The sequence below is a fragment of the Roseovarius sp. D22-M7 genome (genome assembly GCF_037083785.1).
GTDB lineage: Bacteria > Pseudomonadota > Alphaproteobacteria > Rhodobacterales > Rhodobacteraceae > Roseovarius.
Map to the genome: position 1 here is coordinate 52,499 of NZ_JBAPKY010000014.1, position 26,943 is coordinate 79,441.

Sequence of the window (26,943 nt, forward strand, 5' to 3'; positions counted from 1 at the left end):
CGGCCCCTCAGCCCGCTACGGTCGCGTCGGGCACGAGGATCTCGCGGATCGTATTCGCGTCGATATCGTCATGCTCGGCGATCACCACGAGCCGGCCCTGCCGCGCCTCGTCTGCGCGCCACGGCCGGTCGTACTGGTGGCGGACCCTTACGCCGACGCCCTGCACCAGCAGGCGCATCGGCTTGCCGGTGATCGCCGCGTAGCCCTTGACCCGCAGGATGTTATGGCGCGCGGCCAGCGTCGTGATGCGCGCCACGAGGTCCGCCGGATCGGCAAATTCCGGGATCGGGATCACGATGCTGTCGAAATCGTCATGCTCGTGGTCGTCGGCACCGTCGTGATGGCTGGGCCGCGCGTCGATGTCGTCCTCGGCCGCTGCCCCGATCCCGAGGATCACGCGCGGGTCGACCGTTCCTTCGGCGACCTCGATCACCGGCAGGTCGCGCGGGGCGGCGGCGGCGATCGCGGCGCGGGCACGGGCAACGCCGTCCGGGCCGGCGAGGTCGGGCTTGGTCAGCAGCACGATGTCGGCGCAGGAAATCTGGTCCTCGAACACCTCCGACAGCGGGGTTTCGTGGTCGAGGCTGTCATCCGCGGCGCGCTGTGCGTCGACGCGCGCCACGTCCGGGGCAAAGCGCCCGTCCGCCACCGCCTCGGCATCGGCCAGCGCGATGACGCCGTCCACGGTGATGCGGCTGCGGATGTCGGGCCAGTCGAATGCCTTCAGCAGCGGTTTCGGCAGCGCCAAGCCGCTGGTCTCGATCAGGATGTGGTCGGGCCGAGGATCGAGCGCCATCAGCGCCTCGATCGTCGGGATGAAATCGTCGGCCACGGTGCAGCAGATGCAGCCATTGGCAAGCTCCATGATGTTCTCGGCCGGGCAATCGGGGATCGCGCAGCCCTTCAGGATCTCGCCATCGACGCCGATATCGCCGAACTCGTTGACCACCACGGCCAGCCGGCGCCCGCCGGGATTGCGCATCAGGTGGGTGATCAGCGTCGTCTTGCCCGACCCGAGAAAGCCGGTGATGACGGTGACGGGAAGTTTCTCGATGCCGGGCATGTCAGATGTCCTCCAATGGCGGGATTCGGGCGATGCAGTTCTTGCGGAAATGTTCCGGGCGGGTGCGCCACGGCACCAGGCCGTCGGGGGTGGCCGCGTATTTCGCGGCCCCCTCGCGCAGGGTGTCGGCCTGCGTGTCAGCGTCGAAGCGGCCGTATACGTAGGTCCAGCGGCCGGGGCCGCGCAGCGCGACGGTGCATCCGTGCGAACAGTTCGACAGGCATTCGACCGGCGTCACGGTCACCCCGTCGATGGGCGTGCCGGCGAGCTGGCGGTAAAGGGCGGCGCCCGGGCGCTCTTCGCCCTCGGGGATATCCTGCTCGCGGCGGCAGCGGGTGCAGACCAGCAGCTCCACGCGCGATGATGGTCGCGGCATGCGACACCTCTGCAATTCGGGGACAGGGCATGTACCGGAGGGGCGGCGTTTCCGCCGCCTGTCCGACACCGGATCACCCCGCCCGGTTTCGATCGTCGTGCTGGCAGGTCTCCCGGCTTGCGGATGTCAGGGTGGATCCCTGCCGGTCGCCCGGCCTTCCCGACGCCGCGCGGCGTCAGTGGCTGTGGGCGACCTCTCCGGTCACGGTCGCGGGGGCGGCTGCGCTTTGACCCGGCAGGCGGGCGTCGCACATTCCCTTTTCACCTGATACATCAGGCACCAGCCCCTTCTCCCTACAGCAGCGCCCGTGCCTGTCAAGCAAAGAGATCCGTTGACGCGGTGCGCGCCGCCTTTCGCGGCGGTCGGGCGCGATCTGCCGGCGGTTCGGGTAACCCTGCGTGATGCTTACAGCGCAAAACCCTCATGTCCGACCCCGTCATGCCTCGGGCGGGTCGGCGTCGCGGGCGTTCTCCAGCCGGATCGGCTGGCCATGCGGTGTCGCGTGCGCGGCGCGGTGCCAAGCCTTCGCCAGCGCCGCGCGTTCCAGGCCCGTCGTGCCCAGCTTGCGGTCGAGAAGCATCTCCAGCGCCCGCAGCCAGCACTGGTAATAGGCCTTGCTGTCGCGATCATCTGCGGTGGCCAGCGCATCCCCCAGCGTTTCGGTCCACTCAAGCCAGGTGAACACGCCCCGCTCGTGCAGCGCCACCGTCATCGCGAAGGCCTGCGCCTGCCAAGGGGCCTCGAAGGGCTGGTCAGGCCGGGTCAAGGTAGCTTTCCCAAGCATCGACAGAGACCCGCAGACCGGGCTCTACATCCGGACCCCAGAGGGTGCGCCCCTCGAAGACCACCGTGTAAAGCCGCTGCGGCGCCTCGCCGAGGCCATGCGCGTTGGTGTCGGGAAAGACATGCCCGCCGTGATCGGCCTCGATCACGCCGTGCGCGCCGCGCACGTAGCGCGGCAGCCTCGTGTGGCCGCGCGGATGCACGACGCGTGCGCGCACCGGGTCGCCGGGGCGAAAGCTTGGCGGTGTCTGCAAGGGCCGGTCGGTGGGCGTGCCGCGGGCCAGCGCCGGGCGCACCGCCTCGGGGGCCAGTTGCCGGGGGTGTGCCGCACCGGGCGCGGCTGTTCCCGCCGCGAGATCGGCCTCGGTGATCAGGTCGTGGGCCAGCAGCAGGCGTTCCAGCGCGCGGGTCCAGATCTCGTAATAGCTGGAATTGTAATAGACCGCCGGGTGCAGGCTTTCGCGCACGTGGCGGCTTTCGTCGATGGTCCAGCGCCCCAACGCACCGGAGGCCAGCGTCAGCGCCAGGGCGCGCGCCTCCCATGGCGCATGAAAGAGCGGTTCCGCCGGGCCTTCGGGGGCGATCGCGCCGAAGCCCATCTGCCCGCCAAGGTCCTGCGGGCCGTTCATGCCGGCACCTGTGCCAAACCGGCGCCGATCATGCTGTCGCGGGTGACCAGCGCCGCGAGCTCGGCCTGCGACAGGCCGTCGCTGCCGGCAGGGCGTTGCGGGATCACCAGGTAGCGCAGTTCGGCGGTGGAATCCCAGACGCGCACCTGCTTTTCACGGGACAGGGTGACGCCGAATTCTGACAGCACCGCGCGCGGTTCCATCACCGCGCGCGAGCGGTAGGCGGGGGATTTGTACCAGACCGGCGGCAGGCCCAGCACCGCCCCCGGGTAGCACGAACACAGCGTGCAGACCACGAGGTTGTGCACTTGGTCGGTGTTGAACACCGCCTGCATGTGCTCGCCCTGCCGGCCGGTGAAGCCCATTGATCCGATCGCCGCCGTGGCGTCGCGCGCCAGCCATTCGGCGAACTCCGGCTCGGCCCAGGCGCGAGCGACGACCTGCGCGCCGTTCTTCGGGCCGACCTCTTCGGAATAGACCTCTATGATGCGGTCCATCGCCGCCGGATCGACCAGCCCCTTGCGCGTCAGGATCGTCTCCAGCGCGCGCACCCGCGCCTCCATCGGGTCGAGATGGTTGTCGGGATCGGCGTGGTCATGCGGCATCTGCGGTCTCCTTGTACGTCAACGGTACCGCATCCACTGGCGCGCGCAAGACCGTTCAGCCCGTATGCGCGGCGGCCAGGGCGGGCAGGGCGGCGGCCAGAACGTCCAGCCCGCAAAGCAGATCGGCCTCGTCGGTATCCTCGGCGAAGGCATGGCTGATGCCGCCGATCGAGGGCACGAACATCATCGCGGCGGGCATCAGCGCCGCCACGTTCGAGGCGTCGTGCAAGGCGCCCGAGGGCATCTCGCGCCAGCCATCCGGGGCGACCTTTTGCGCCGCCTCGACGATGGCGGCGCGCAGGCCGGCATCCATCGCCACAGGCTCCAGCCCTAGAAGTTCGGAGAACGACAGGCGCATGCCTTGCGCCTCGGCCACCTCTGTCGCGGTGTCGCGGATCACGGCCTCAATCCGGCGCAAGCGGTCAGTGTCGCGGTCGCGCCATTGCATCGAGAAGGTGGCCCGGCCCGGCACGATGGAATGTGCGCCCGGCTGCAGGTCGACATGCCCGATGGTCCAGACCGTTTCGGGAGTGACCACGTTGCGCAGCCGGTCATTGAGCGCGGTGTTGAAGTTTGAGAGCGCCTGGAACGCGTCGCGGCGGCGGTGCATCGGCGTGGTGCCGGCGTGGTTCTGCTCGCCCTCGAAGGTGATGCGCATGTCGCGGATGCCGACGATCTCGGTGACCGCGCCGATCGCCTCGCCCGACTCGTGCAGCCACGGGCCCTGCTCGATATGGCATTCGACGAAGCCGCTGAAGCGGGCAGGATCGATAAAATCGCCGGCCAGATGCGCCATCGCGGCGCGGGCGGTGGCAAGATCGGTGCCGGCGCTGTCGATCAGCGTGTCGGCGTGATCGAGGGGCAGTTGCCCCGCCCATATCTTGCTGCCGGTGGTGACGCCAAAGCGCCCCTCCTCGTCCTGGAAATTGACGACCGACACTGCCGGCCCGCCGGCCTCGCGCGCGGCGCGGGCCAGTTCCAGCGCCATCACAACGCCCAAGGCCCCGTCGAGCCACCCGCCCTCGGGCTGGCTGTCGGTATGCGAGCCGATCAGCAGCGACGTGCCCTCGGCCAGCCCCCACTGGCTGCCGACCGGATCGTAGCGCACCTCGAGACCGGCGTCGCGCATGCGCCCGGCCAGCCAGTCGCGCGCGTTGATATCGGCCTCGGAATAGGCCGGGCGCACGACGCCCTTGCCGACGCCCGAGGCCCCGAAAGCGCGCAGATCGTGCAGATCCTTCAGAAACCGTTCGCCGTTCACCTGCATGCCCCGCCCCTTTTTTCCTGCAAATGATACAGACAAATTCACCGTTCGACCGCGAAATGTCCAGCCATCCGCGCAACGGGGCCCCGGCCGCCTGACCGATGTCTTCACCGTGCGGCCCCGATCTGCAATAAACTTGCATCACCACACGGTCCGTTGTTTTCTGGCGCAGGGCCCGCACGACCCCGAGGAGCGCGATGGACATCCCCGAGCAGCAGAGGAAACGCTATCTGCGGGTCTGCCCCCTTTTCGAGGGGCTGGATGAGGACGTGATCGCCCGCGTGGCGGCGCGCGCCAAGGGTGTCCTGCTGCCGCGTGGCAAGGTACTTTTTCGCCAGGACGATCCGTCGAACGGGCTTTACGTGCTCTGTTCGGGGATGGTGACGGTCAGCATAACCGACGAGGACGGGCATGCCCTGACCCTGTCGGTACCCGAACGCGGCGCACCGCTGGGGGAAATGACGCTGGTCGGCCCCGATCCGAGATCGGCCACGATCAGCGCGCTCGAGGATAGCAGCCTGCTGCATCTCGGCTCGGACACGATCCTTGCCCTGCTGGCCGAAGAGCCGGCGCTGGCCGCGCATCTCATCCGCTTTCTGTCGCACCGGCTGCGGCAATCAAACACGACCCTGCAGAATTTCGCCTTCGAGACCCTGCAGGTGCGGTTGCTGCAAAAACTCGCGGAACTGGGGCTGCAGCACGGATCCCTGCAGGAGGACGTGCTCGTGCTGGGGCGGAAATTTTCGCAGACGGCGCTGGCCGAAATGCTTGGCGTCACCCGCGAAGCGGTGAACAAGCAACTGAAATCATTGCAGGATCAAGAAAAGATCAGCCTTGAGCAGGGAATTATCCATATCCAGCGCCCTGCGGATATTTTCAAGAATCACTCCGATACGTGAACCCGTTCACAGCGGCAGACCCGGCCCCGGCCCAATGTGGGGTCAGGCAGACGGGCTCATTGCCCGGACGCCTCGGAAACAGACACTAGGTCGTCTGACCGCGTCACCGAACGGCACGCAGCGAAACTTTCCCGACGAGGGTGCGTGTGTCCAGTGAGCACCAAGCAAAGGTGTTCCGGTCGCGGCAGCCCGATACGGCGCTCTGACTTCCGAACGAGATGCGGGGTGGTCCGGTTCGCAAGGACCATCCCGGCGAGTGAAGCAGGGAAGATCCATGAGTATCGCGGCAACCATCAATTCCACAGTATTCCGGCCCCTGATCGCGCGGTTCGCCGCCCTGTCGACCGCGCATATCGGCGTGATCTGCGCCTGGACGGCGGTGATCATCTACGCCTCGTCGAATTCCATCGTGTCGCTGCTGGTCTCGATCGGTGAGGCCGCGCCCGTCGAAAGCGGGCGCAATGCGATCACCTATGTGAACCTGCTGCTTCTGGGATCGCTGCTGTCGATCGTCCCGATGGGCGTCATGTTCCGCCGCGACCTGACCCGGGCGAATGTCCGCGGCTTGACGCTGCGGCACTGGGGCCTGCTGACGCTGTCGGCGCTGTTGTCGTCGGCCGTCACCCCGGGGCTGTTCTTCTACGCGCTGGCCAATACTAGCGTCACCAATATCGTGCTGATCACCCGGATCGAGCCGCCGCTCTTCCTGCTCGCGGCGTGGATCTTCCTCGGCGAATATTTCACCCGGCGAGCACTGGCGGCCGGCCTTGTCGCGCTGTCGGGGGCGATCGTGATGATCGGCCTGCGCGACGGGGGCGGCCTTGGTGCGCTCGGCACCGGCGAATGGGCCGCGGTCGCCGCGACACTGGCCTATATCGCCTCGACGCTGGTGACCCGCACCAGCCTGCGCGACATCCCGATCGGCATCTTCTCTGTCGGGCGCACGATCATGGGGGCGGCGATGTATTTCGGACTGGTCTGCATGATCGTCGGCCCCGAGGCCTTCCGCGACATCTTCTCGCCGGTGCTCTGGACATGGATCTGGCTTTATGCGGGGATCGTCATCGTGCTGGCGCAGGTGACCTGGAACATGGCGCTGAAATACGCCCGCTCGGACATGCTCTCGCTGGCCACCTCGTTCTCGCCACTGGCGGCGATCCTGATCGCCATGGCCCTGCTGGGCGAGACCGCCGGCCCGGGATTCCTGCCCGGTGGCGCGCTGATCGTGCTTGCCATCTTCATCAGCCGCAAGAGCGAGCCCGCCAACCTTCGCGTCATCCGGATCTGGATCTCGTGGATCGCCGCCCGGCCCGGCCCCGTGGCGGCGCGGCAGCCCTGACCCCGCACGGGGTGGCAGGGCCGGCATCGGCGCGGGGGTCTCCCTGACCCGCGCCGATGCCGCGTGCCGGCTGGACGGCCCTGATGGCCCTGGGCAAGCCTGCGTTACTCACTCCCCCCTCATCCCCCCAGACGGCGACATCCCAATGCAGATGCGCCACGATCCCGTACAAGCCTCGCGGCGTTCGCCCGTTCTCGAGCTAACGGGCTACGGGCCGGGAATGGACGCGATCTGCATCCTGCGGGATAGGCGCGAGTTGCACGGCCTCAATGCCTCGGGGCAGCGCCGATGGCGTGGACACCCGAGCGGTTCGCGGGCGCCTCCTCGTTGCCGCTCCGCGGATGGGACAGCGTGACCGTCCCCGGCACCGGCCCGAAAGGTGCGGCACGCTGGCGATGCAGTTCGACGATTTCGTGCTGCACGAGATCCCGCCGAACGGGCAGGGGATCGCCGCGCTGATGGCTCTGGGCATCCTGCGCCACACACCGCTGCGCGATGTCGGACCCGACGACCCGATGGCGCTGCATTACCGGATCGATGCCACCAAGATCGCCTTTCGGAATATGGACGCCTATGTCGCCGACAGCCCGGCGATGACCGAGATCACGCCGGCGGACCTGCTCGACGCGGGCTACCTCGCCTGCCGCGCGACCGAGATCCGCGCCCACGCGGCCACCGATTTCGGGTCCGGCGCGCCGCTGATGAGCGTCGGGGTCATGGTCGGGCCGATGCAGGCGCAGGGCCGTGGGCGCCATCTGCAGATGACGCTGCGCACGCGGTTCGGGGCCAGGACGTGCAGACCGCCGCGGACGCGCCGCGCGCGGGCGACATCAGGCCCTCGTCGCGACGCGGTGGCTGCCTGTGACGGTTTCAAGTCGCACGCGCCGGATGCTCTCGCCAAGCGCAAGCACCGGGCTTGGTCCATCGGGTACCGGCGGCAGCATGGGACGTTGGCGTGATGGATCCGGCACCGGTACAGCCGATAGTAGCCTGCGGGTGTAGTGGTGTTGAGGGTGGTGCAGCACGGCATCGCGCGGGCCCTCTTCCATGACCTGACCCAGCCGTAGCACCATGACCCGGTCGGCCACCTGATCGATCACGGCCATGTCATGGCTGATGAAAAGATATGCAAGGCCGTCCTCGTCCTGCAACTCCTGCAGAAGATCAAGGACCTGAGCCTGGACCGACACGTCGAGGGCCGAGACGCTTTCATCGGCGACGATCACCTTGGGCGAAAGGCTGAGGGCGCGCGCGATACAGACCCGCTGACGCTGGCCGCCGGAAAACTCGTGCGGGTAGCGTGACAGCATGTCGGCCGACAGCCCGACACGTCGAAAGAGGAACTCGGCCCGATCGCTCAGCTCGGATCCGCTGGCAAGACCGTGCACCTGCAGCGGCTCCACCACCTGCTCGCCCACCGTCATGCGCGAATCGAGCGACGCGCCGGGATCTTGAAACACCATCTGGATGTCACGCAGCACCGGGCGCATGGCATGGCGCGACAGCCCGCGGGTCTGCTGGCCGTCGATCCGCACCGATCCGTCCCAGGGCACAAGGTCCAGCAGCGCCTTGCCGATGGTCGACTTGCCGGAACCGGACCCGCCCACGAGCGCGAGGGTCTCTCCGGCGCGAATTCTGAACGACACGCCCTCCACGGCGTGCAGCCGCGCAACGGTCCGGTTGAAGATGCCGCCGGTCACGTCGAATCGGACGCTGAGATCGTCGACCTCCACGAGCCTTTGCGCGCTGGCCTTCACGGGTCGGTCGGGGGCATGGCCGAGCCGCGGCACCGCCGCCAGCAATTGCCGCGCATAGGCCGATTGCGGCGCGCTGAAGATGTCTCCGACCGAGGCGCACTCTTCAGGCTTGCCCTCGCGCATGATGATGACCCGGTCGGCCATCTCGGCCACAACGCCCATGTCGTGGGTGATCATGAGCACCGCGGTGCCGTGTTCCTTTTGCATCAAGCGGATCAGGTCGAGGATCTCGGCCTGCACGGTGACATCGAGCGCCGTCGTCGGCTCGTCGGCAATCAGGATCTCGGGCTCGCAGGCCAGCGCGATGGCGATCATCACGCGCTGACGCATGCCACCCGACAGCTCTTGCGGGTATTGTTTCAGGCGCCGTTCGGGATCGGTCAGGCGCAGATCACGCAGCAGTTTCAGCGCCCGCGCCGGCGCCTCGCCGCGCTTGCACATGCCATGTTCCAGCAGCACCTCGCAAAGCTGCCGCTCGATGGTCATCAGCGGGTTGAGCGAGGTCATGGGCTCCTGGAAGATCATCGAGATCCGGCGCGCGCGGACCTTGCGGTAGCGCCGGTCGCTCAGGCCCGCGAGATCGGTGTCGCCCAGCCGGATCGATCCGTCGGTGATCCGCGCCATGGGTCGCGGAAGAAGCCCCATGATCGCCAGCGCGGTCATCGATTTGCCCGAGCCGCTTTCACCGGCCAGCGCCAGTGTCTCGCCGGGATGCAGGTCGAAGGATAGATGATCGAGAACGGTCTTGCCACCGTCGCCGGTCGCCACCTGAACGGTCAGATCGCGCACCGTAAGAACGGGGCGCACGGAGTCGCCCCGCCCGTTTTCAAGCTCCGGCCTCATTCGAAGACGACGCGCGGGAAATAGAAGGACACCACCCAGTTGGGCATGTCCACGATCTCCGAGATACGCAGATCGCCGGCGACCGAGCACAACAGGTAGGCGTCCTCGGGGGACAGGCCGTGCTGCTTGCCCAGCAGATCGATCATGCCGGAGACCGCGTTTCTGGCGCCCTCCATCATGTCCGGCCCGATCCCGGTCGTGGCCTCGTAGCCCTTGGCGTCGAGGTGCCGGGTCACCGGCCCCGGCGTCGAGAAGCGCGGGAAATCCAGCCGTTCCTGCTTGATCAGGTCGAGCGTGATCTCGACATCCATCGGGCTTTCGATTGCGGTGCCGCACACCTCGCCGTCGCCCTGCGCCGCATGGGTGTCACCCACAGAGTACAGCGCCCCCGCGACCTCGACCGGCAGGTAGAGCACCGATCCGACGGCCAGATCCCGGATGTCGAGATTGCCGCCCATCCGCCGCGGCGGCACGACGGAATGCAGCCCCGGCTCGGCCGGGGCCAGCCCGATCGTGCCCGCGAACGGTTTCAGCGGCACTCTGGCGATGTCCGAGAAAAGCGCCGGCGCCAGCGTGTCCGGATCATACTCCCACACCTTCAGATGCGGATCCCCGAACTGGTCGGCCAACAACCCGAAACCGGGGATATTAGCCGTCCAGCCGAAGCCGGACGGGTGGAACTGCTCCAGCGTGATCTTCAGTACGTCGCCCGGTTCCGCCCCGTCGATATAGACGGGGCCGGTGACAGGGTTGATCTTGCCGAAATCCATCGCCGCGACATCGGCGACGGTGCTGTCGTGCGTCAGTTGGCCAGCGGAACTGTCGAGGCATTGGAAATGCACCCGACTGCCCGGTTCGACCGTCCGCACTGGCGGGATCGAATGATCCCACCCTTGGTGATGGTGGCCGTGGATGGTGTAATCGTACGCCTTGCACATGAGGTCACTCCGCCTCGGCGGCATGGATGTAGTCGTAGTTCACCGGGATGTGCACCGGGTCCACGAACAGGCTGTCATCGCCGGCGACATTGGTCGAGTGGAGCGTGAAGCGCTGCTCGTTGAACACCGGAACCCAGGGCGCGTCCTCCATGATGTCGAGATAGATTTGGCGCCACGCCTCTTCCCGCGCGGCGGGGTCGCCGACCATCGCATCCGCGTCGGCGGCGCGCTGGTCCAGATCCTCGTTGCAATACCATGCCCAGTTCCAGCCACCGGGTGTTGCGCCGGCGCAGCCCAGAATGGGGCCGTAGAAGTTCGAGGGATCCGGGAAGTCGGCGATCCAGGCCATGCCGCCCGACCAGATCATGGGCGCCTGATCCTGTTCGCCGCCGGCGGCGATGACATTGGCCTGCGCGAGGCTGCGGATCTCGGCGGTGACACCGATTTCGCTCAGGTCCTGCTGGATCGCCTGCGCGATGCGCGGGTTCGGATCCACGTTCATCACGTAAAGCTCGGTGGTGAAGCCGTCTGGGAAACCCGCCTTGGCCAGCATCTGCCGGGCCGCGTCGGGGTCGTAGTCGTAGCCCTCGTAGTCTTCGGCGTAGCCCGGCATGGTCGGCGGCAGCGGCTGGTTCGCCGGAACCGCGCGGTTGTTGATCATCTGGACGATCCGGTCCTTGTTGACCGCCATGTTGACCGCCTTGCGCACATCGACGTTGTCGAACGGGGCCATCTGCGTGTTCATCGTGATATAGCCGGTCTGAAGCTGGCCGCCCTCGACGATCTGATCCTCGTAGGCCGCGTCGTTGACCACCTGCAGGAACTGCGCCGGCGGGATGCCGTCGCCGGGCACATCCGCCGCGCCGTTCTGCAGCCGCAGCAGGGCGACCGTGGGGTCGAGGCCGATGTCGAATGTGACGCGGTCCAGCTTGGGCACGCCGGCGCGGTGATAGTCCTCGAAGCGCTCGAACACGAGCTGCTGGCCCGGTGTCCATTCGGTCATGCGGAAAGCGCCCGAGCCCACCGGCTCGCGCCCGAAATCCTCGCCCGAGGCTTCGACCGCCTCGCGCGGCACGATCGACGCGAAGTTGAGCGCCATGACATGGGTGAAGGTCGCGTCGGGCCGCGACAGCGTGATGCGCACGGTCTTGTCGTCCAACACCTCGATGCCGCTCAGCCCGTCACCCTCGCCGGCGTTCCACGTGTCGAACCCCGCGATCATGCCGAAAAAGCCCGCCCCGGGGCTGCGCGTCGTCGGGTCCGTCACGCGCTCAAGCGAGTATTTCACGTCCTCGGCGGTGATCTCGCGCCCGTTGTGGAACATGATGCCGTCCTTCAGCACGAAGGTATGGACGGTGCCATCGTCGGAAATCTCGTGGCTGGCGGCCAGCTCGTTGCGCAGGGTCGTGGTGCCGGGCTCGTAGCCCATCAGCCCGTCGAACAGCGACTTGATCATCGACCAGTTCTGCCAGTCATAGCCGATCGCGGGATCGAGCGTGGCGACATCGTCCTGATAGGTCACGACCATTTCGCCGCCCTGCGGCGCGTCCTCGTCCACCTGGGCAAGCGCGCCGCCCGCGGCGAGCGCCAGTCCGGCGACGCCTGCCATCAATGCATTTTTCATGGGTCTTCTCTCCTCTGTCGGTTTCATTTTGTCTTGATGCGGGGATCGATCAGCGGGGCCACCAGATCGGCAATCAGATTGCCAAGCACGATGGCCGTGGCCGAGACCATGGTCACGCCCATGATCACGGGGATGTCGACGCGCTGGATGGCCTGCCAGGCAAGCTGGCCGATCCCCGGCCATCCGAACACACTTTCGACGACGACGATGCCTGACATGAACAGGCCGATATCGATCCCGATCATGGCGATGATCGGCAGGATCGCGTTGGGCATGACATGGCGGGTGATGATATGCAGGCGCGACAGGCCCTTGGCGCGGGCTGTGCGCACGAAATCCTGCTCGAGCACGTCGATCATGGACGAGCGCATCATCCGGCTGTACCAGCCCGCCCCGAGGAACCCCAGCGTGATCGATGGCAGGATCAGATGCGCGAAGGTGCCGTAGCCGCCGATCGGCAGCCAGCCGAGCTGCACCGCGAAGACGTAAAGCAGCAGGATTCCGATCACGAATTGCGGAGCCGAGATCGACACGAAGCTGAAGATCATCAGGGAATGGTCGGCGGGTTTGTTGCGGCGTAGCGCCGCGACCACGCCGATGGTCAGCCCGAGAACCAGTTCGGTGATGATCGCCGACACCATCAGCAAAAGGCTTGCAGGCAGGCGCGCGGCGATCAGTTCGGACACCTCGGCGCGTTGCAGGTAGGACCGGCCCATGTCGCCCTGCAGAAGGTTTCCCAAGTACCGGAAATACTGCACGAATAGCGGATCGTTCAGCCCCAGCTGGTCGCGGATGTTGGCGACCGTCTCGGCAGTGGCCGCGCGTCCCGCGATCTGGCGTGCGGGATCGGCGGGCACAAGGTAGAGCAGAACGAAGGTCACGAAGGTGATGCCCAGCAGGATCAGCGCGCTTTCGATCAGACGTCGTACGAGGTAGGCGCTCATCCGTGACGGCCTTTCAGCGTGGGATCGAGAATGTCGCGCAGCGCATCGCCCACCAGATTGAAGGCCAGCGCCAGCAGGACGATCAGCAGACCGGGAATGAAGACCAGCCACGGCGCGGTTGAGAAGTAGGTCTGGTTCTCGAAGATGATGTTGCCCCAGCTTGGCATCGGCGGCTGCACGCCGACGCCGAGAAAACTCAGCGTCGCCTCCAGCAGCACGGTCGTCGAAATCCCCAGCGTGCCGAATACGATGATCGACGACAGCAGATGCGGCAGAAGGTGCTTGCCGAGGATGCGGAACGGCGAGGCGCCGATCGCGCGCTGCACGAGGATGAATTCACGCTCGGCAAGGCTGCGAGTTTCGGTGTAGATCACGCGGCTCATCTGCACCCAGTTGACCATGGCGATCACCAGCGCGACGATCATCAGGCTGGGCTGAAAGATCGCTGCCAGCACGATGGCCAGCAACAGCGCGGGAAACGCCATCATCAGGTCGGTGAAGCGCATCAGCACCGCCGCCGTCCAGCCGCCGAAATACCCCGCCGCGATGCCGACGCCCGCCCCGAGGATCACCGCGATGCCGTTCGCCACCACCCCGATGATCAGCGAGGTGCGCGTGCCAAGGATCAGGCGCGAGGCCAGATCGCGCCCCAGAAGGTCGGTGCCCAGCAGGTAGTCACCCCCCGGCGGAAGCGGCCCGCCCATCAGGTCCAGCCCGTCGAAGCTCTGCTCGAACGGGTCGTGCGGCATGATCCACGGCGCGAACACCGCGGCAAGCACCATCACCGTGATCACCGCCAGCCCGAACGCGGCGCGCGGGCGCTGCAAAAGCTCGGTCAACACGATCCGGAGCCGGCCGCGCGCCCGTGGCGGTGCGATCCCCGCGTCGCTCATCCTGTGCGTCCCCCGGCGCGGTGGCGCTCGCTCAGCAGACGGGACGCGGCCTCCTCTATGCTGATCCGCTCGACCATCGCCATCGTGCGCAATTGCTTGAGGGCCAGCGCCTCGTCGCGCCCGCCCTCCATCAGCGCCAGCACGGCGCGGACCACGTCGAGCCGACCACTGCCGCGGCGTGCCTCATCCGCCTCGCGGGCCCTGCGCTCGGCCTTTTGCGCAAAGGTCGCATGGGCGATCACCATCGCCGAAAAGAGGTTGCCCAAGCCCGACACGGGGATGAACGCGTCCACCTCCTGCGCCAGCGCCCAGGCCAGTCGCCCGGGGCTTTCCGACCCGATCAGCCCGATCAGCGGCATGGGCGCCGCGGCGCGCGGCCAGGGCAGCAGCCTGTCATCGCCGGTGTCGATATCGAGGATCAGGGTGTTGGCGCCGCGCGCCGCCTCCGTTTCCAGATCGTCGGTCAGGATCAGGGCGCGCACGCCCAGCCTGTCGCAGCGATCCTTGATACGCTGGCCGATTTCCGGCGACAGGTGCAGGACAAGCGCGGTCTGGCCCGAGAAATTGTGTACGGGCACGGGTGTCATTTGACGACCCTCAACTTGCGGTGCGGACCGGGGGCGGGGCGTTGCCGGCCCGCGGATTGCGCGGTCATATAAGGGTCGGCGGCGACGGGGTGTGCGGCGCTGTTGACGATGTCGAACCGGCCGTCCTTGGCGATCGCCAGCCGCGGTGTCAGCTTTGCGTGGCGCAGAACCGGGTCGATAGGCATGATCCCCATGGCGGTGACCGCGGGTGTGGCCGCTGCCGCGCGGAACACCGTCGCCGGATCATCTGTCCCGGCGGCGCGGACGGCGGCGGAGAGGATCTCGACCGCCGCAAAGGAGGTCGCAAAGAACGACGACACGCGCCCGTTCGGCGCGTGACGCCGGGCCGCGTCGCACAGCGTGTCGCCGGCATTCGCCTCGAAGAAGCTGCCCGCGGATACCAGTCCGTTGGCCGCCGGCCCGATTTCTGCGAGATCCGCCTCGCTCTGGTTGAAGCTCAGCACTTGGATCGGTGGCCGGTCCGGGTGGGCGGCCAGCCCCTGAAGAAAGCTGGTGTTCGACGGCCCGATAAGGCTGTCGATGACGCAATCCGGTGCCGCGTCGCGGATCTCGTCGAGGATATGCGCGGGCGTCGGCGCCCCGAGCGGCACGTGACGCTCTCCCACCACCTCGATCCCGCGGGCGGTCAGACCGTCCCGGGCCAGCCGCAATGTCTCCCACCCCCAGACATAATTGGAGCCGATGAGAAAGGCGCGCCGCATGCCCTGCGTCGCGATCCAGTCGGTCACCGGCACGACGTGATGGTTGGGCGACGCCCCCAGGTAGACGACGTGATCGTTGCTTTCGAACCCCTCGTAGGGGCAGGGATACCACAGAAGCCCGCCATGGCGTTCCAGTAGCGGGATCATTTCCTTTCGGCTCCACGAGGTGATCGCGCCGACGATATGCCTCACCCCGCTTTCGAGCATCTCTCGGGTCATGCACTCGTAGGCGACCATGTCGCCGCGGGGATCGGCGATCACAGGCATGATCTGCGGCGCGCCGCGCCGGTGCAGCGTCTCTATCGCCCCGAGGGCCCCGGCCATTGCGCTTTGCCCGAGTGCGGCGTAGCTGCCCGTCGTCGAGAATATGAGACCCAGACGCAGTGTCACGATGTGGCGTTCCCATAAAAAAGCCCCGTTGCCTCGGATCGAGGAGAACGGGGCGCGATTGCCTTTGGCTTTTCCAGCCGATGTGCAAGTAACTTGCGTCATCTTTCGCGGCATGTCCAGCACGGCCGTGAAATCAAGCGTGGGGGCGCAATGCCGGTGCCGGTAAATTGTGCAAGAAGGCGAGCAACGGGACGGTGCAAGAGCCCGGCCCCGGCAACGAGAAACCGCGCCCCCTTTTGCAGGGGACGCGGCGATACGTTGGCATTGAGCTGCGTTACTCTGCGGGCACCGGCCCGGCGCGGACACCGTCAAGCGGATCGTCATAGCCGTACTGGCTGAGATCGGTGACTTGGCGGTCGTTGTCGCGCCAATCCTGAAGCTCTGCCTCCGAGGCGCGGGGCGAGAACATACCCGTCCACGCGTAGAGAATGCCGATCACCGGCGCCATCCAGCAGGCGAAGGCCAGCGGGATGTAGAGCAGGTTCTCGAGATTGCCCCCGGCGATGCCGAGCCCGAGCGCGCTGATCACGAAGGCCCCGCCCGCGTTCCACGGAATGAGCGGCGACATCAGCGTGCCACCCTCTTCCACGGCCCGGCTGAGGTTGAGCGTCGAGTAGCCCATGCCGCGATAGACCGGCGAATACATCCGCCCCGGCAGCGCGATCGACAGGTACGGATCGCCCGCGACGAGGTTGGTGGCCATGGAGGTGCCGATGGCCGAGGTCTGGACGCCGGCGAAGGAATGCACCTTGGACAGGATCGCCTCGATGATGGTCTGCAGGCAGCCCGTGCGTTCCAGTGCGCCACCAAAGCCGAGCGCGATCAGGATCAGCGAGATCGTCCACATCATCGACTGGACGCCGCCGCGGTTGAGCAGGCTGTCGATTTCCGCGACGCCGGTCTCGATGGAATAGCCGCTATTGGCGAAGCCGAACACGTCGTGCAACGTCGCGCCCTGTGCGATGATGGCCATCAGGCCGCCGACGATGACACCAGCGAAAAGCGACGGGATCGGCGGCTTCTTCATCACGGCGAGCGCGATGACCAGCAGCGCGGGCACCAGCAGCCAGGGCGAGATCATGAAGTTGTCGTTGAGCGTCGACGTGATCGCGTTGATGCTTTCGAACGAGGCCCCGCCGCCATCGACCATGTTGTACCCGGCCCACACATAGATCGCCAATGCGATCAGCATGGCGGGCACAGTGGTGGGCATCATGTTGCGGATGTGATCGAAGAGGTTGGTGGCGGTGACGGCGGGGGCCAGGTTGGTGGTGTCCGACAGCGGCGAGATCTTGTCGCCGAAGAACGCGCCGGACACGACCGCGCCCGCCGTCCAGTACATCGGCACGTCGAAGCCCGCGCCGATGCCCATCAGCGCAAGGCCGATCGTGCCGATCGTGCCCCAGGAGGTGCCCAGTGACAGCGACACCACGGCGCACATGATCATCGCCGCGGCGAGGAAGATCTGCGGCGACAGGATGATCAGCCCGTAATAGATCAGCGTCGGCACCGTGCCGCTCGCGATCCACACGCCGATGATCATGCCCACGACGATCAGGACCGAGACCGAGGGCAGCGACACGTTGATGACGCGAAACACGCCGTTCTCCATGCTGGGCCAGCTATGCCCGAGATAGAGACCGACGACGCCGGTGATCGCGAGGCCGATGGCCAGCGGAATATGCGGCGTGAAATCGTCGAAATAAAACAGCTGCAGCCCCAGAAGCAGCAGCGTCAGGATCACCGGGGTGAGAGCGATCCCGAGTGTCGGGGCCCTTGGCGGGACGATGTCGTCTTTTGCCATTGTCGTCTCCTCTGTTGGTGGTTCTTACGTCATTTGCGCCCCGTGCCGGAGACAGCGCGCGGGTCGGGACCCGGCCGGTCGATGCCGGCCGGGCACCCGGTCACGATGCGGTGGCAAGCAGGCTCGCGTTGCCGCCCGCCGCGGTGGTGTCGATGCAGAGGTGCCGTTCGAGCACGAAACGCTCGGGCGCCACGGTTTCCGTCACCAGCGGCAGGATCGCGCCGTCGCGCTGCGCCAGTGCCACGCGCAGCCCGTGCGTCCAGTCCGACGCGCCGGCGGCGCAGACCACCGCGATCCCCGACACGGTCTTCAGTGTCTCGGCCTCGACCGTGCCCTCGAGGGCCACGACCGGCGCCCCGGCTGCCTGAAGTTTCTGCGCGGCGGCCTCTGCGCCCGGCACGACCATCACCACGCCGCACCCGGCGGCGAGCGCCTGCACGGCCTGCGCCGTGGCGATCTCGGCCGTCGGACCCAGACACAGCACCGTCCCCTTGGGGTACATCCGCAGGCGGTTGCTTTCGCCCGTGGGGCCGGGAAGCGTCTGCGGCGACATGTCGAAGCCCGCGGTTTCCGACAGCGCCTTGCGGATCACGCCCTTGGACCCGCTCAGGGCCCCGCGCAGGGCCGACACGCGTTCGGGCCGCGCCGCCCAGTTGCGCGCATCGATCTTGCCTATCGCCTTTTTCAGCGCATCGGGCTTGACCGCGTCGGCCTTGGGGGCTGCGTGCTGCTCGGGCTTGGCGGTGCGGCGGAACCGCGTGAGGTACAGCGGACCGCCGGCCTTGGGCCCGGTCCCCGACAGCCCCTCGCCGCCGAAGGGCTGGCTGCCCACGATGGCGCCGATCTGGTTGCGGTTGACGTACGTGTTGCCGACCTTGATGCGGTCGACGATCTGCTGCACGCGATCGTCGATCCGCGTGTGTAGCCCGAAGGTCAGCCCGTATTCGCGGGCGTTGATCTGGTCGACGACCTTGTCGATGTCGCGCGCCTTGAAGGTGGCGACATGCAGCACCGGCCCGAAGATCTCGCGCTCGAGATCGGCGATGCCCTTGACTTCGACCACAGCCGGCGAGGTGAAGGTGCCGCCGTCGGGCACCGCCAGTTTCTTGGGCACCTTCTGCTTTTTCTCGTGCGCCGCGACATAGTCCGAGATTTCCTTCTGCGCGTCGCCGTCGATCACCGGCGAGACGTCGACATCCGTGCGCCACGGGTCGCCGACGACCAGCGCGTCCATAGCACCGTAAAGCATGTGCAGCAGCCGGTCGCGCGCCTCTTCCTGCACGTACAGCATGCGCAGCGCCGAACAGCGCTGGCCCGCCGACTGGAACGAGGCGATCAGGATGTCGCGCACCGCCTGTTCGGTCAGCGCGGTCGAATCCACGATCATCGCGTTCAGCCCGCCGGTCTCGGCGATCAGTACCGCGTCCGGGCCGGCATTCTGCGACAGCGCCTTGTTGATGATCTGCGCGACCTGCGTCGAGCCGGTGAAGCACACGCCCGCGATGCGCGGATCACTGGTCAGCGGCCCGCCGACGTTGGGCCCGTCACCGGGCAGCAGTTGCAGCGTCGCCTCGGGCAACCCCGCCTCGCGCATCAGCGTCACCGCGCGCGCGGCGATCAGCGGCGTCTGCTCGGCCGGCTTGGCCAGTACCGCGTTGCCGGCGGCAAGCGCGGCGGCGATCTGGCCGGTGAAGATCGCCAGCGGGAAGTTCCACGGGCTGATGCAGACGAAGACACCGCGTGGGGTTCCCGGCTCTTCGGCATCCAGACGCTCGGCCTCGACGGCGTAGAAGCGCAGGAAATCGACCGCCTCGCGCACCTCGGCAATCCCGTCGAGCAGGGTCTTGCCGGCCTCGCGCGTGGCGATCGCCGTCAGTTCAGCGATGTTGTCCTCGTAAAGATAGGCGACCTTGCGGAGGATATCCGCGCGCTCTGACACGGGGCGCGCCGACCAGTCCTTGAACCCGCCTTCGGCGGCGTCGAGCGCGGTCGACACCTCGTCCTTCGTGGCGTCGTGCACGGTGCCGATCACGCGCGCCCCGTCGGCGGGCGAATGCACCTCGCGTCCCGCGCCCTTGGGCTTGGGGTTGCGGGCGATCATCGGGCCCGCGGTCCACGTGGTGTCGGCGAAATCCTCGCGCGCCGCCAGAAGCGGCAGGATCGAAGCCGGCTCGTTGACGCGGTACCCCTTGGAGTTCGGACGCTCGGGCGCGAACAGCTCTTCGGGGCGGGAGATCGTGGGATTGGCGATCTCGTCGCCGAGCGCCTCGACCTGCTGCACCGGATCGCGGGAGATGTCCGAAGGCGGGATCGATTCGTCGACGATCTGGTTGACGAAGGACGAGTTCGCGCCGTTCTCCAGCAGCCGCCGTACCAGATAGGCCAGCAGGTCGCGATGCGCGCCCACTGGCGCGTAGATGCGGCAGCGCGTCCCTTCGGATCCCTTGACGATGCCATGCAACGATTCGCCCATGCCGTGCAGACGCTGGAACTCGAAACTGTCCTTGTCGTTGCCGGCCATCTCGATCACCGCGGCGCAGGTATGCGCGTTATGCGTGGCGAATTGCGGGTAGATCCGGTCGCGCCGATCCATCAGCATCTTGGCGCAGGCCATGTAGCTGAGGTCGGTGTTGATCTTGCGGGTGAAGACCGGGAAGCGCTTGACGCCCATTTCCTGGGCCAGCTTGATCTCGGTGTCCCAGTAGGCGCCCTTGACCAGCCGCACCATGATCTTGCGGTCCAGCCGCTCGGCCATGTCGTAAAGCGTCTCGATCACCGGGCCCGCGCGCCGCCCGTAGGCCTGCACCACGACGCCGAACCCGTCCCAGCCTTCCAGCGCTGGATCCGACAGCATCGCCTCGATCACGTCGAGCGACAGGTCGAGCCGGTCCTGTTCCTCGGCATCGATGTTGAAGCCGATATTGGCCTTCGCCGCCTGCCGCACTAACTCTTTCGCGCGCGGCAGCAGTTCCTCCATCACCGTTTCGCAGTGCGTGTATTCGTAGCGCGGATGCAGTGCCGACAGCTTCACCGAGATGCCGGGGCTCGAGCGTACGTCGCCCTTGGCCTGCTTGGCGATCGACGCGATCGCCTTGGCATAGGCGGCATGATAGCGCTGCGCGTCCTCGTCGGTGCGCGCTGCCTCGCCCAGCATGTCGTAGGAATAGGTGTAGCCCTTCTTTTCCAGCTCGCGGGCGTTCTTCATGCCTTCGTCGATGGTCTGGCCCAGCACGAACTGCCGCCCGAGGATCCGCATCGACTGGCCCACCGCGGTGCGCACCACCGGCTCGCCCAGGCGTTTGACCAGACCGCGCAGGGCCCGCGCCGGGCCTTTGGGGTCATCGTCCAGAACCCGGCCCGTCAGCATCAGGGCCCAGGTCGAGGCATTGACCAGCGACGACGAGGAATGCCCAAGATGCGCGCCCCAGTTCGACGGCGCGATCTTGTCTTCGATCAGGTCGTCGATGGTCTCGGCATCGGGCACCCGCAACAGCGCCTCGGCAAGGCACATCAGGCCCACACCTTCCTCGGTCGACAGGCCGTATTCCGCGAGGAACGCCTCCATCATCGAGGGCGAGGTCTCGCGGCGCACGCGTTCGACATATTGCGCGCCCATGGCGGCGACCTTCTTGCGGTCGGGCTCGGAAAGGCCGATACGCTCCGACAGGATGCGGATCACCTCGGCCTCGTCCTTCCAGTAATGGTCGCGGATATTGGTGCGAAGCGGGTTTTCAGCTGCGCCGTCCTTCGTTCGGGTGATATTCATGTCAATCCTCCTGACTGGCGTCTTGTTGCTTGGATCCGGGAAACGCCGGGCGTGTCGTCGGCGCCGAGATACGACGGCGCGACGTCATTTCCGCCCCAACGTCAACCGAGAACACGGGGCTGTTCGAACTTCATCCGGGTTGAGGTATCGCGGGCCTGCGGCAGGTTCAGCCCGGGCGCAGTGCTTTCGGCATGACGCAAAGCGCCCGCCCATGCCCGAACCCATCCGGCGATCACGGCGCGCATGACAGGCACGCGCAGACCGTTCAAAGCAAGCATTTCTGCAATTCCCGATCGATTCATCCCGCTAGTCTGGCCAAGTTTCGTCATGTGTCAATGCCCGGCGCATGTGACCGGCGGGCTGGACTGGGCGCTAAAAAGTCGCGTCGGGGTCGCATCGGTGCCGCATATCACGCCTCGCGGGTCTTTCTAAAAGCGCACGAGGGCGACGGGACGCAGGCGAGGCGGGGCCGCGCACTCGTCACGGCATGTCGATCATCAGGAAATTTCATGTTGCCAAAAACGGTTGCGCTTCGGAAGCAAGACGTTAGGCTGCAATGCACGGGGCAAGGCAGATCGCACAGATCGCATCGTGCGCGGAGGCATTTCCAGCAACCGCGTGGTGATCGCAAGCGATCGAAAAATGTGACGTCAAGGGAGGAAACCATGACACAGAATTCGAAGTTCAACCGCCGTTCGTTCCTGAGCAAGGCGGCCCTCGGTGCACCGGTCGCCGCTGCAAGCTCGCTCGCGGCGCCCGCCGTGCTGGCCCAGGCGCCGATTGTCCTGCGGATGCAGACATCCTGGGGCGCCGGTAACATCTGGCAGGAATTCGCGCAGGATTACGCCAACCGGGTCGAGGAAATGTCGGGCGGGCGTCTGCGGATCGACGTATTGCCCGCGGGCGCCGTCGTGGCGGCGTTCCAGGTGCTCGACGCCGTCAATGACGGTGTGCTCGACGCGGCGCATTCGGTGCCGGTCTACTGGTACGGCAAGAACAAGGCGGCATCGCTTTTCGGCACGGGTCCGGTCTTCGGCGGTTCGGCCACCACGATGCTCAGCTGGTTCTACGAGGGCGGCGGCAAGGCGCTGTATGACGAGCTGACGCAAGACATCCTCGGGATGGATGTCGATGGCTATCTCGGGTTCCCGATGTTCGCGCAGCCATTCGGCTGGTTCAAGGAAGAGGTCAACACCGCCGAGGACCTGGAAGGATACAAGTACCGCACCGTCGGCCTTGCGGCGGACCTGATGCAGTCCATGGGCATGTCCGTGGCGCAGCTTCCCGGCGGCGAGATCGTCCCGGCGATGGAGCGCGGCGTGATCGACGCGTTCGAGTTCAACAACCCGTCCTCGGACCGCGATTTCGGCGCGCATGACGTGGCGAAAAACTACTACCTGTCCTCGTATCACCAGGCGTCGGAAAGCTTCGAATTCCTGTTCTCGCGCTTCACCATGGAGGATCTCGACCCCGATTTGCGCGCGATCCTGAAATACGGCGTCGAGGCGGCCTCGACCGCCAACACCGCCAAGGCGATGCGCCGCTATTCGGCGGACCTGCAATGGCTGCAGAACGAGGCCGGCGTCACCGTGCACCGCACCTCCGAGAACATCCTCGCCGCGCAGCTCGAGGCCTGGGACAAGCTGATCCCCGAGCTCGAGCAGGATCCGTTCATGAAGAAGACCCTCGACAGCCAGCGTGCATGGGTCGAACAGGTCACCTACTACGAGCTGATGAACGCGCCGGATTACACGCTTGCCTTCAACCACTACTTCCCCGGCAAGCTGAACATGTAATCACGGTCGATGACCGGCTGCGAAAAGGCCCCGGCGCAGCACTCGCCGGGGCCGATTTTCAACTGATGGAGGCTTCGCGTGATAGGGTTCATACGGTTCGCCGACAGCCTGTCGGCGTGGTTCGGCAAGGCATTTGCCTGGCTGATTGTCCTGATGGCGGTGGGGACCGGCTACGAGGTCGTGTCGCGCTATCTGTTCAACGCACCGACGGCGTGGGCGCTTGACGTGTCCTGGATCATGTACGGCTCGCTCTTCATGATGGGCGGGGCCTATACGCTCTCGCGCGGCGGGCACGTGCGCGGCGATTTCCTCTACCGTCTGTGGCAGCCGCGCAACCAGGCAAAGATCGACCTCGTCCTCTACATCCTGTTCTTCTTTCCGGGCGTGACCGCGCTGATTCTTGCGGGGTGGAAATACGCCTCGCGGTCGTGGTCCTATGGCGAGGTGTCGGTCAACAGCCCCGCGGGCGTGCCGATCTACCAGTTCAAGATGGTGATCGTCGCTGCGGGAATACTGCTTTTCATACAGGGACTGGCGCAGGTCTGCCGCTGCATTCTCGCGATGCGCAACAACGAGTGGCTTGCCGCCGACGAGGACGTCTTCGAGACCGAAGACCTGCTGATGAAAAAGGCCAGCCAGGCCGAAAAGGACGCGCATCCATGACAGACCCGCAAATCGCCCTCACGATGCTGGGGCTGTTCATCGTTTTCGTGTTCCTCGGCTTTCCGATCGCCTTCACGCTGATGGCCATGGGGATCGGTTTTGGCTATTACGCCTATTACGAAGAGCGCCGGATGTGGCGCGAGTTCAACCGCCTCGAAGAAGAACTGGCGAGCACTTGGGAGCAATGGAGCCTCTGGTTCGAGGGGTTCTTCAACAACAGAATATTCGACCTGTTCGTGAACCAGACCTTCACGGTTATGTCGAACGAGGTTCTGACAGCCGTGCCGCTGTTCCTTTTCATGGGCTACATCGTCGAACGCTCCAACATCGTGGACAAGTTGTTTTCCACGCTCAATGTCGCCGCCAAGAACATGCCCGGCTCGATGGGTGTCGCGGCGCTGATCACCTGCGCGCTGTTCGCCACCGCCACCGGGATCGTCGGCGCTGTCGTCACGCTGATGGGCCTTCTGGCCCTGCCCGCCATGCTCAAGGCGCGTTACGACCCGTCCTTCGCAAGTGGCATCATCTGCGCGGGTGGCACGTTGGGCATCCTGATCCCGCCTTCGATCATGCTGATCGTCTATGCCGCGGCGTCGAACGTGTCGATCGTGCGGCTCTACGCAGCGGCGCTGCTGCCCGGTCTGGTGCTGGTCGGGCTTTATCTCGTCTATGTCGTCGGGCGGGCGATCATCCAGCCCAACGCGGCGCCCAAGCCTACCAAGGAAGAGGTGCCGGACGTTCCGATACTCAAGCTGGTCGTGATGATCCTGACCTCCTTCGTGCCGCTCGCGTTTCTCATCCTCGCGGTTCTGGGCTCAATCCTCTTCGGGCTGGCGACACCGACCGAGGCCGCCTCGATCGGGGCGCTTGGCGGCATCTTCCTCGCCTTCGTCTACCGCGCGATGACATGGCAGCGAATGCGCGAAAGTGTCTACCTGACGGTGCGCACGACGGCGATGGTCTGCTGGCTTTTCGTGGGGTCCTACGTCTTCTCGGCGGTGTTCTCGTATCTCGGGGGCGAGCACGTGATCTCGGAATTCGTGCAGGGCCTGAACCTGACGCCGCTGATGTTCCTGCTTCTGGCGCAGCTGATCATCTTCCTTCTGGGCTGGCCGCTGGAATGGTCCGAGATCATCATCATCTTCGTGCCGATCTTCCTGCCGCTGCTGCAGTTCTTCGACGTCGATCCGCTGTTCTTCGGCATCCTCGTGGCGCTAAATCTGCAGACCAGCTTCCTGACGCCACCGATGGCGATGTCGGCCTATTACCTAAAGGGCATCGCGCCGCCGGAAATCCGGCTGACGCAGATATTCTCGGGCGTGCTGCCGTTCCTGTTCTGCGTTCTGGTCTCTATGGCGCTGATGTATATCTATCCGCAGATCGTCTTCTACCTGCCGGACCTGTTCTATGGGTGATCCCGTGGACCTACTGACGCTGGACGCCTGCACGCTGCGCGACCGCCTGGCAAACGGCGCGATCGGCGCGCTGGAGCTTGTCGAGGCCTCGATCGCCCGGATCGAGGCCCGCGAGCCCGAGGTGCAGGCCTGGGCCTGGTTCGATGCCGATTTCGCGCGCCAGCAGGCACGAGCACTGGACAGCCATCGACAGGCCGGGCGCGCCATCGGGCCGCTGCATGGGCTGCCCGTGGCACTGAAGGACATCATCGACACCGCCCAGATCCCGACCGAAAACGGGTGCGCACTGGATCGCGGCCGGGTGCCGATCCGGGATGCGGCCGTCGTCGACCGGCTGAAGGCGGCGGGTGCGATCATCATGGGCAAGACGGTCACCACCGAGCTTGCCTTCATGCAGGCCGGGGCGACGCGCAACCCGCACAATGCCGGACACAGCCCCGGCGGGTCGTCCTCGGGCTCGGCGGCGGCAGTGGCCGACGGGATGGTGCCGCTGGCCGTGGGCACGCAGACCGGCGGGTCGGTCATCCGGCCGGCATCCTATTGCGGTGTCACCGGCTACAAGCCCAGCTTCGGGGCGATTCCCCGCACCGGCGTTCTGATGCAGTCGCCGACGCTCGACACGCTGGGAGTGTTCGCACGTACCCCGGCCGACGCGGCGCTGCTGGCGCAGGTGCTTTACGGCCACGACGCGGATGATGCCGCCACGGCACCGCGGCCGACGCCAAAGCTGCTGGAGATCGCGACCTCGAAACCGCCCATCAAGCCGGTCTTCGCCTTCGTGAAGCCCCCCGGCTGGGACGATGCCGATCCGCAACTGCACGCCGCCTTCGACGAGCTTTACGAGGCGCTTGGCGATCAAGTGTTCGAGGTGCCGCTGCCGGCGGCCTTCGCCGAGGCGGCGGAGATCCGCGAACGCATCAACCTCGCGGAGATGGCGCGCTATTACTACCGCTACTCCAAGCAGATCGAGACGCTTGGCCCCCGCACGCGCGAGGCGCTGGAAAAGGGCAACGCGGTGCTTGCGCGCGACTACCTCGCGGCGCTGGACTGGCCGAAGGTGCTCTATGCCGGGCTGACGGAACTGTTCGACCGCTGTGACGCGGTCCTTTGCCCCGCCGCGACCGGCCCGGCCCCCGAGGGTCTGGACTTCACCGGCGATTCGATCTTCAACGGGCTCTGGACCCTGACCGGGGTGCCGACGGTGACGATTCCCGCCTTCACCGCCGAGAACGGGCTGCCGATGGGCGTGCAGATGGTCGCCGCGCGCGAGAACGATGCCCGCCTGCTGCGCAACGCGCATTGGCTTCGATCATGGCTGATCGGGGCCGAGACCTGACGAAAGGACGATATGATGAACAGGATACTGGCGCTTTTCGCTTTCGCGGTTCTGTCGGGGTTTCTCTATATTCTCGTCAGCGAGATTGAAGAGACGGATCTGCTCGTGGTGGTACTCCTCACCGCCGCACTGGCGGCGTACGACTTCTGGACGTCCAGCAAGAACAAGAATTGATCGGCGGCCCGAGCGGTGCAACGCGAGACCCCGGTCAACATGGAACGAGCATGTGCAATTTTTTGAAGGGAAGTCGATGCCGGGGCGCGTTACTGGCCAAACTTAGCTGTCATATCCCGCGTGATTGTAGACGCGCTTCCTGAAGAGCTCTGGCTTCTGTCGCTGCCAGTCCTTGAGGGCGTCGATTGGCGTCCGGCCCTTCAGCACTGATCGCGGCAGCTGGCTGTTGTAGAGGTGAACGTAGCGCAGGATTGTCTGCTCCAGGTCTTCGCCTGACCGGAAGCGATGGCTCTGCAGGACGTCTTCGATGCGGCCATTGAAGCGCTCGACCAT

24 protein-coding genes, 1 pseudogene and 1 riboswitch are annotated in these 26,943 nt (G+C 66.2%); of the genes and pseudogenes, 8 read left to right on the plus strand and 17 right to left on the minus strand.

All coding sequences use genetic code 11. From position 1 onward, the window contains the following. Positions 1-7: 7 nt before the first annotated feature. The 6 genes from cobW to V8324_RS08615 all read right to left on the minus strand — a co-directional run bounded on the left by cobW (position 8) and on the right by V8324_RS08615 (position 4,723). Positions 8-1,063 (minus strand): cobalamin biosynthesis protein CobW, encoded by a 1,056-nt coding sequence (gene cobW / locus V8324_RS08590; RefSeq protein WP_336419521.1) that lies wholly within the window; start codon positions 1,061-1,063, stop codon positions 8-10. A 1-nt stretch (position 1,064) separates the two neighbouring features. Beyond that, a complete protein-coding gene (locus V8324_RS08595; RefSeq protein WP_336419522.1) occupies positions 1,065-1,439 on the minus strand; it encodes a DUF1636 domain-containing protein in 375 nt (124 codons plus the stop codon). A gap of 85 nt (positions 1,440-1,524) precedes the next feature. After that, positions 1,525-1,738: riboswitch (cobalamin riboswitch) on the minus strand. Positions 1,739-1,875: 137 nt separating this feature from the next. Continuing rightward, positions 1,876-2,205, minus strand: a complete 330-nt coding sequence (locus tag V8324_RS08600) for a nitrile hydratase accessory protein (protein WP_336419523.1) — start codon at positions 2,203-2,205, stop codon at positions 1,876-1,878. Continuing rightward, the gene (gene nthB / locus V8324_RS08605) at positions 2,192-2,851 is read right to left on the minus strand and encodes a nitrile hydratase subunit beta (RefSeq protein WP_336419524.1); all 660 of its coding nucleotides are present in this window, start codon (positions 2,849-2,851) and stop codon (positions 2,192-2,194) included. The genes V8324_RS08600 and nthB overlap by 14 nt, the downstream gene beginning before the upstream one ends. Further along, positions 2,848-3,456 carry a nitrile hydratase subunit alpha gene (nthA, locus tag V8324_RS08610; protein WP_336419525.1) on the minus strand — a complete coding sequence of 203 codons (609 nt, stop codon included), beginning with the start codon at positions 3,454-3,456 and terminating at the stop codon, positions 2,848-2,850. The genes nthB and nthA overlap by 4 nt, the downstream gene beginning before the upstream one ends. 55 nt (positions 3,457-3,511) lie before the next feature. Next, entirely contained in the window at positions 3,512-4,723 is a 1,212-nt protein-coding gene (locus V8324_RS08615; RefSeq protein WP_336419526.1) for a hydantoinase/carbamoylase family amidase, read from the minus strand. 194 nt (positions 4,724-4,917) lie between these two features. Between V8324_RS08615 and V8324_RS08620 the strand changes: the two genes are divergently transcribed. The 3 genes and pseudogenes from V8324_RS08620 to V8324_RS08630 form a co-directional block, all read left to right on the plus strand. Next, positions 4,918-5,619, plus strand: a complete 702-nt coding sequence (locus V8324_RS08620; protein ID WP_336419527.1) for a Crp/Fnr family transcriptional regulator — start codon at positions 4,918-4,920, stop codon at positions 5,617-5,619. A gap of 274 nt (positions 5,620-5,893) precedes the next feature. Next, complete coding sequence (locus V8324_RS08625) at positions 5,894-6,958, plus strand: DMT family transporter (RefSeq protein WP_336419528.1); 1,065 nt, start codon at positions 5,894-5,896, stop codon at positions 6,956-6,958. A gap of 395 nt (positions 6,959-7,353) precedes the next feature. Beyond that, positions 7,354-7,581: pseudogene (locus tag V8324_RS08630) on the plus strand (gamma-glutamyltransferase); the annotation flags it as partial. Positions 7,582-7,788: 207 nt separating this feature from the next. Here V8324_RS08630 and V8324_RS08635 read toward each other — a convergent pair. From V8324_RS08635 to V8324_RS08680, 10 genes are all read right to left on the minus strand, one after another. Continuing rightward, positions 7,789-9,558 (minus strand): ABC transporter ATP-binding protein, encoded by a 1,770-nt coding sequence (locus V8324_RS08635; protein WP_442970493.1) that lies wholly within the window; start codon positions 9,556-9,558, stop codon positions 7,789-7,791. Further along, positions 9,555-10,496 carry an acetamidase/formamidase family protein gene (locus tag V8324_RS08640; RefSeq protein ID WP_336419530.1) on the minus strand — a complete coding sequence of 314 codons (942 nt, stop codon included), beginning with the start codon at positions 10,494-10,496 and terminating at the stop codon, positions 9,555-9,557. Before V8324_RS08640 ends, V8324_RS08635 begins: the two co-directional genes overlap by 4 nt. Positions 10,497-10,500: 4 nt before the next feature. Next, complete coding sequence (locus V8324_RS08645; protein WP_442970494.1) at positions 10,501-12,120, minus strand: ABC transporter substrate-binding protein; 1,620 nt, start codon at positions 12,118-12,120, stop codon at positions 10,501-10,503. A gap of 23 nt (positions 12,121-12,143) precedes the next feature. Continuing rightward, a complete protein-coding gene (locus V8324_RS08650; RefSeq protein ID WP_336419531.1) occupies positions 12,144-13,064 on the minus strand; it encodes an ABC transporter permease in 921 nt (306 codons plus the stop codon). Beyond that, positions 13,061-13,957 (minus strand): ABC transporter permease, encoded by an 897-nt coding sequence (locus V8324_RS08655; protein ID WP_336419532.1) that lies wholly within the window; start codon positions 13,955-13,957, stop codon positions 13,061-13,063. The genes V8324_RS08650 and V8324_RS08655 overlap by 4 nt, the downstream gene beginning before the upstream one ends. Then, positions 13,954-14,544: a transcriptional antiterminator gene (locus V8324_RS08660; protein WP_336419533.1), complete on the minus strand. Its 591-nt coding sequence runs from the start codon at positions 14,542-14,544 to the stop codon at positions 13,954-13,956. Before V8324_RS08660 ends, V8324_RS08655 begins: the two co-directional genes overlap by 4 nt. Beyond that, the gene (locus tag V8324_RS08665) at positions 14,541-15,656 is read right to left on the minus strand and encodes a transporter substrate-binding protein (protein ID WP_336419534.1); all 1,116 of its coding nucleotides are present in this window, start codon (positions 15,654-15,656) and stop codon (positions 14,541-14,543) included. The genes V8324_RS08660 and V8324_RS08665 overlap by 4 nt, the downstream gene beginning before the upstream one ends. A gap of 274 nt (positions 15,657-15,930) precedes the next feature. After that, positions 15,931-17,460 carry a Na+/H+ antiporter NhaC gene (nhaC, locus tag V8324_RS08670; protein WP_336419535.1) on the minus strand — a complete coding sequence of 510 codons (1,530 nt, stop codon included), beginning with the start codon at positions 17,458-17,460 and terminating at the stop codon, positions 15,931-15,933. Between the two features lie 100 nt (positions 17,461-17,560). After that, positions 17,561-21,226: a bifunctional proline dehydrogenase/L-glutamate gamma-semialdehyde dehydrogenase PutA gene (putA, locus tag V8324_RS08675; protein WP_336419536.1), complete on the minus strand. Its 3,666-nt coding sequence runs from the start codon at positions 21,224-21,226 to the stop codon at positions 17,561-17,563. A 101-nt stretch (positions 21,227-21,327) separates the two neighbouring features. Next, a complete protein-coding gene (locus tag V8324_RS08680) occupies positions 21,328-21,555 on the minus strand; it encodes a hypothetical protein (RefSeq protein ID WP_336419537.1) in 228 nt (75 codons plus the stop codon). Positions 21,556-21,891: 336 nt separating this feature from the next. Here V8324_RS08680 and V8324_RS08685 point away from each other — a divergent pair, with 336 nt between their 5' ends. The 5 genes from V8324_RS08685 to V8324_RS08705 all read left to right on the plus strand — a co-directional run bounded on the left by V8324_RS08685 (position 21,892) and on the right by V8324_RS08705 (position 26,610). Continuing rightward, positions 21,892-23,022 carry a TRAP transporter substrate-binding protein gene (locus V8324_RS08685; RefSeq protein WP_336419538.1) on the plus strand — a complete coding sequence of 377 codons (1,131 nt, stop codon included), beginning with the start codon at positions 21,892-21,894 and terminating at the stop codon, positions 23,020-23,022. Between the two features lie 78 nt (positions 23,023-23,100). Continuing rightward, positions 23,101-23,685: a TRAP transporter small permease subunit gene (locus tag V8324_RS08690; RefSeq protein WP_336419539.1), complete on the plus strand. Its 585-nt coding sequence runs from the start codon at positions 23,101-23,103 to the stop codon at positions 23,683-23,685. Then, positions 23,682-25,100 (plus strand): TRAP transporter large permease, encoded by a 1,419-nt coding sequence (locus V8324_RS08695; protein WP_336419540.1) that lies wholly within the window; start codon positions 23,682-23,684, stop codon positions 25,098-25,100. Before V8324_RS08690 ends, V8324_RS08695 begins: the two co-directional genes overlap by 4 nt. Continuing rightward, the gene (locus tag V8324_RS08700; RefSeq protein ID WP_336419541.1) at positions 25,093-26,436 is read left to right on the plus strand and encodes an amidase; all 1,344 of its coding nucleotides are present in this window, start codon (positions 25,093-25,095) and stop codon (positions 26,434-26,436) included. The genes V8324_RS08695 and V8324_RS08700 overlap by 8 nt, the downstream gene beginning before the upstream one ends. 15 nt (positions 26,437-26,451) lie before the next feature. Continuing rightward, complete coding sequence (locus V8324_RS08705; protein ID WP_336419542.1) at positions 26,452-26,610, plus strand: hypothetical protein; 159 nt, start codon at positions 26,452-26,454, stop codon at positions 26,608-26,610. Positions 26,611-26,712: 102 nt separating this feature from the next. Here V8324_RS08705 and V8324_RS08710 read toward each other — a convergent pair. Then, a partial coding sequence (locus tag V8324_RS08710; protein ID WP_336419543.1) for an integrase core domain-containing protein occupies positions 26,713-26,943 on the minus strand: 231 nt, incomplete at its 5' end.

Excerpts from the sequence above, each read along its gene's own strand:
- cobW (WP_336419521.1), bottom strand. The coding sequence starts at position 1,063 with ATGCCCGGCATCGAGAAACTTCCCGTCACCGTCATCACCGGCTTTCTC.
- V8324_RS08595 (WP_336419522.1), bottom strand. The coding sequence starts at position 1,439 with ATGCCGCGACCATCATCGCGCGTGGAGCTGCTGGTCTGCACCCGCTGC.
- nthB (WP_336419524.1), bottom strand. The coding sequence starts at position 2,851 with ATGAACGGCCCGCAGGACCTTGGCGGGCAGATGGGCTTCGGCGCGATC.
- nthA (WP_336419525.1), bottom strand. The coding sequence starts at position 3,456 with ATGCCGCATGACCACGCCGATCCCGACAACCATCTCGACCCGATGGAG.
- V8324_RS08615 (WP_336419526.1), bottom strand. The coding sequence starts at position 4,723 with ATGCAGGTGAACGGCGAACGGTTTCTGAAGGATCTGCACGATCTGCGC.
- V8324_RS08620 (WP_336419527.1), top strand. The coding sequence starts at position 4,918 with ATGGACATCCCCGAGCAGCAGAGGAAACGCTATCTGCGGGTCTGCCCC.
- V8324_RS08625 (WP_336419528.1), top strand. The coding sequence starts at position 5,894 with ATGAGTATCGCGGCAACCATCAATTCCACAGTATTCCGGCCCCTGATC.
- V8324_RS08635 (WP_442970493.1), bottom strand. The coding sequence starts at position 9,558 with ATGAGGCCGGAGCTTGAAAACGGGCGGGGCGACTCCGTGCGCCCCGTT.
- V8324_RS08640 (WP_336419530.1), bottom strand. The coding sequence starts at position 10,496 with ATGTGCAAGGCGTACGATTACACCATCCACGGCCACCATCACCAAGGG.
- V8324_RS08645 (WP_442970494.1), bottom strand. The coding sequence starts at position 12,120 with ATGAAAAATGCATTGATGGCAGGCGTCGCCGGACTGGCGCTCGCCGCG.
- V8324_RS08650 (WP_336419531.1), bottom strand. The coding sequence starts at position 13,064 with ATGAGCGCCTACCTCGTACGACGTCTGATCGAAAGCGCGCTGATCCTG.
- V8324_RS08655 (WP_336419532.1), bottom strand. The coding sequence starts at position 13,957 with ATGAGCGACGCGGGGATCGCACCGCCACGGGCGCGCGGCCGGCTCCGG.
- V8324_RS08660 (WP_336419533.1), bottom strand. The coding sequence starts at position 14,544 with ATGACACCCGTGCCCGTACACAATTTCTCGGGCCAGACCGCGCTTGTC.
- nhaC (WP_336419535.1), bottom strand. The coding sequence starts at position 17,460 with ATGGCAAAAGACGACATCGTCCCGCCAAGGGCCCCGACACTCGGGATC.
- putA (WP_336419536.1), bottom strand. The coding sequence starts at position 21,226 with ATGAATATCACCCGAACGAAGGACGGCGCAGCTGAAAACCCGCTTCGC.
- V8324_RS08680 (WP_336419537.1), bottom strand. The coding sequence starts at position 21,555 with ATGACGAAACTTGGCCAGACTAGCGGGATGAATCGATCGGGAATTGCA.
- V8324_RS08685 (WP_336419538.1), top strand. The coding sequence starts at position 21,892 with ATGACACAGAATTCGAAGTTCAACCGCCGTTCGTTCCTGAGCAAGGCG.
- V8324_RS08695 (WP_336419540.1), top strand. The coding sequence starts at position 23,682 with ATGACAGACCCGCAAATCGCCCTCACGATGCTGGGGCTGTTCATCGTT.
- V8324_RS08700 (WP_336419541.1), top strand. The coding sequence starts at position 25,093 with ATGGGTGATCCCGTGGACCTACTGACGCTGGACGCCTGCACGCTGCGC.
- V8324_RS08705 (WP_336419542.1), top strand. The coding sequence starts at position 26,452 with ATGAACAGGATACTGGCGCTTTTCGCTTTCGCGGTTCTGTCGGGGTTT.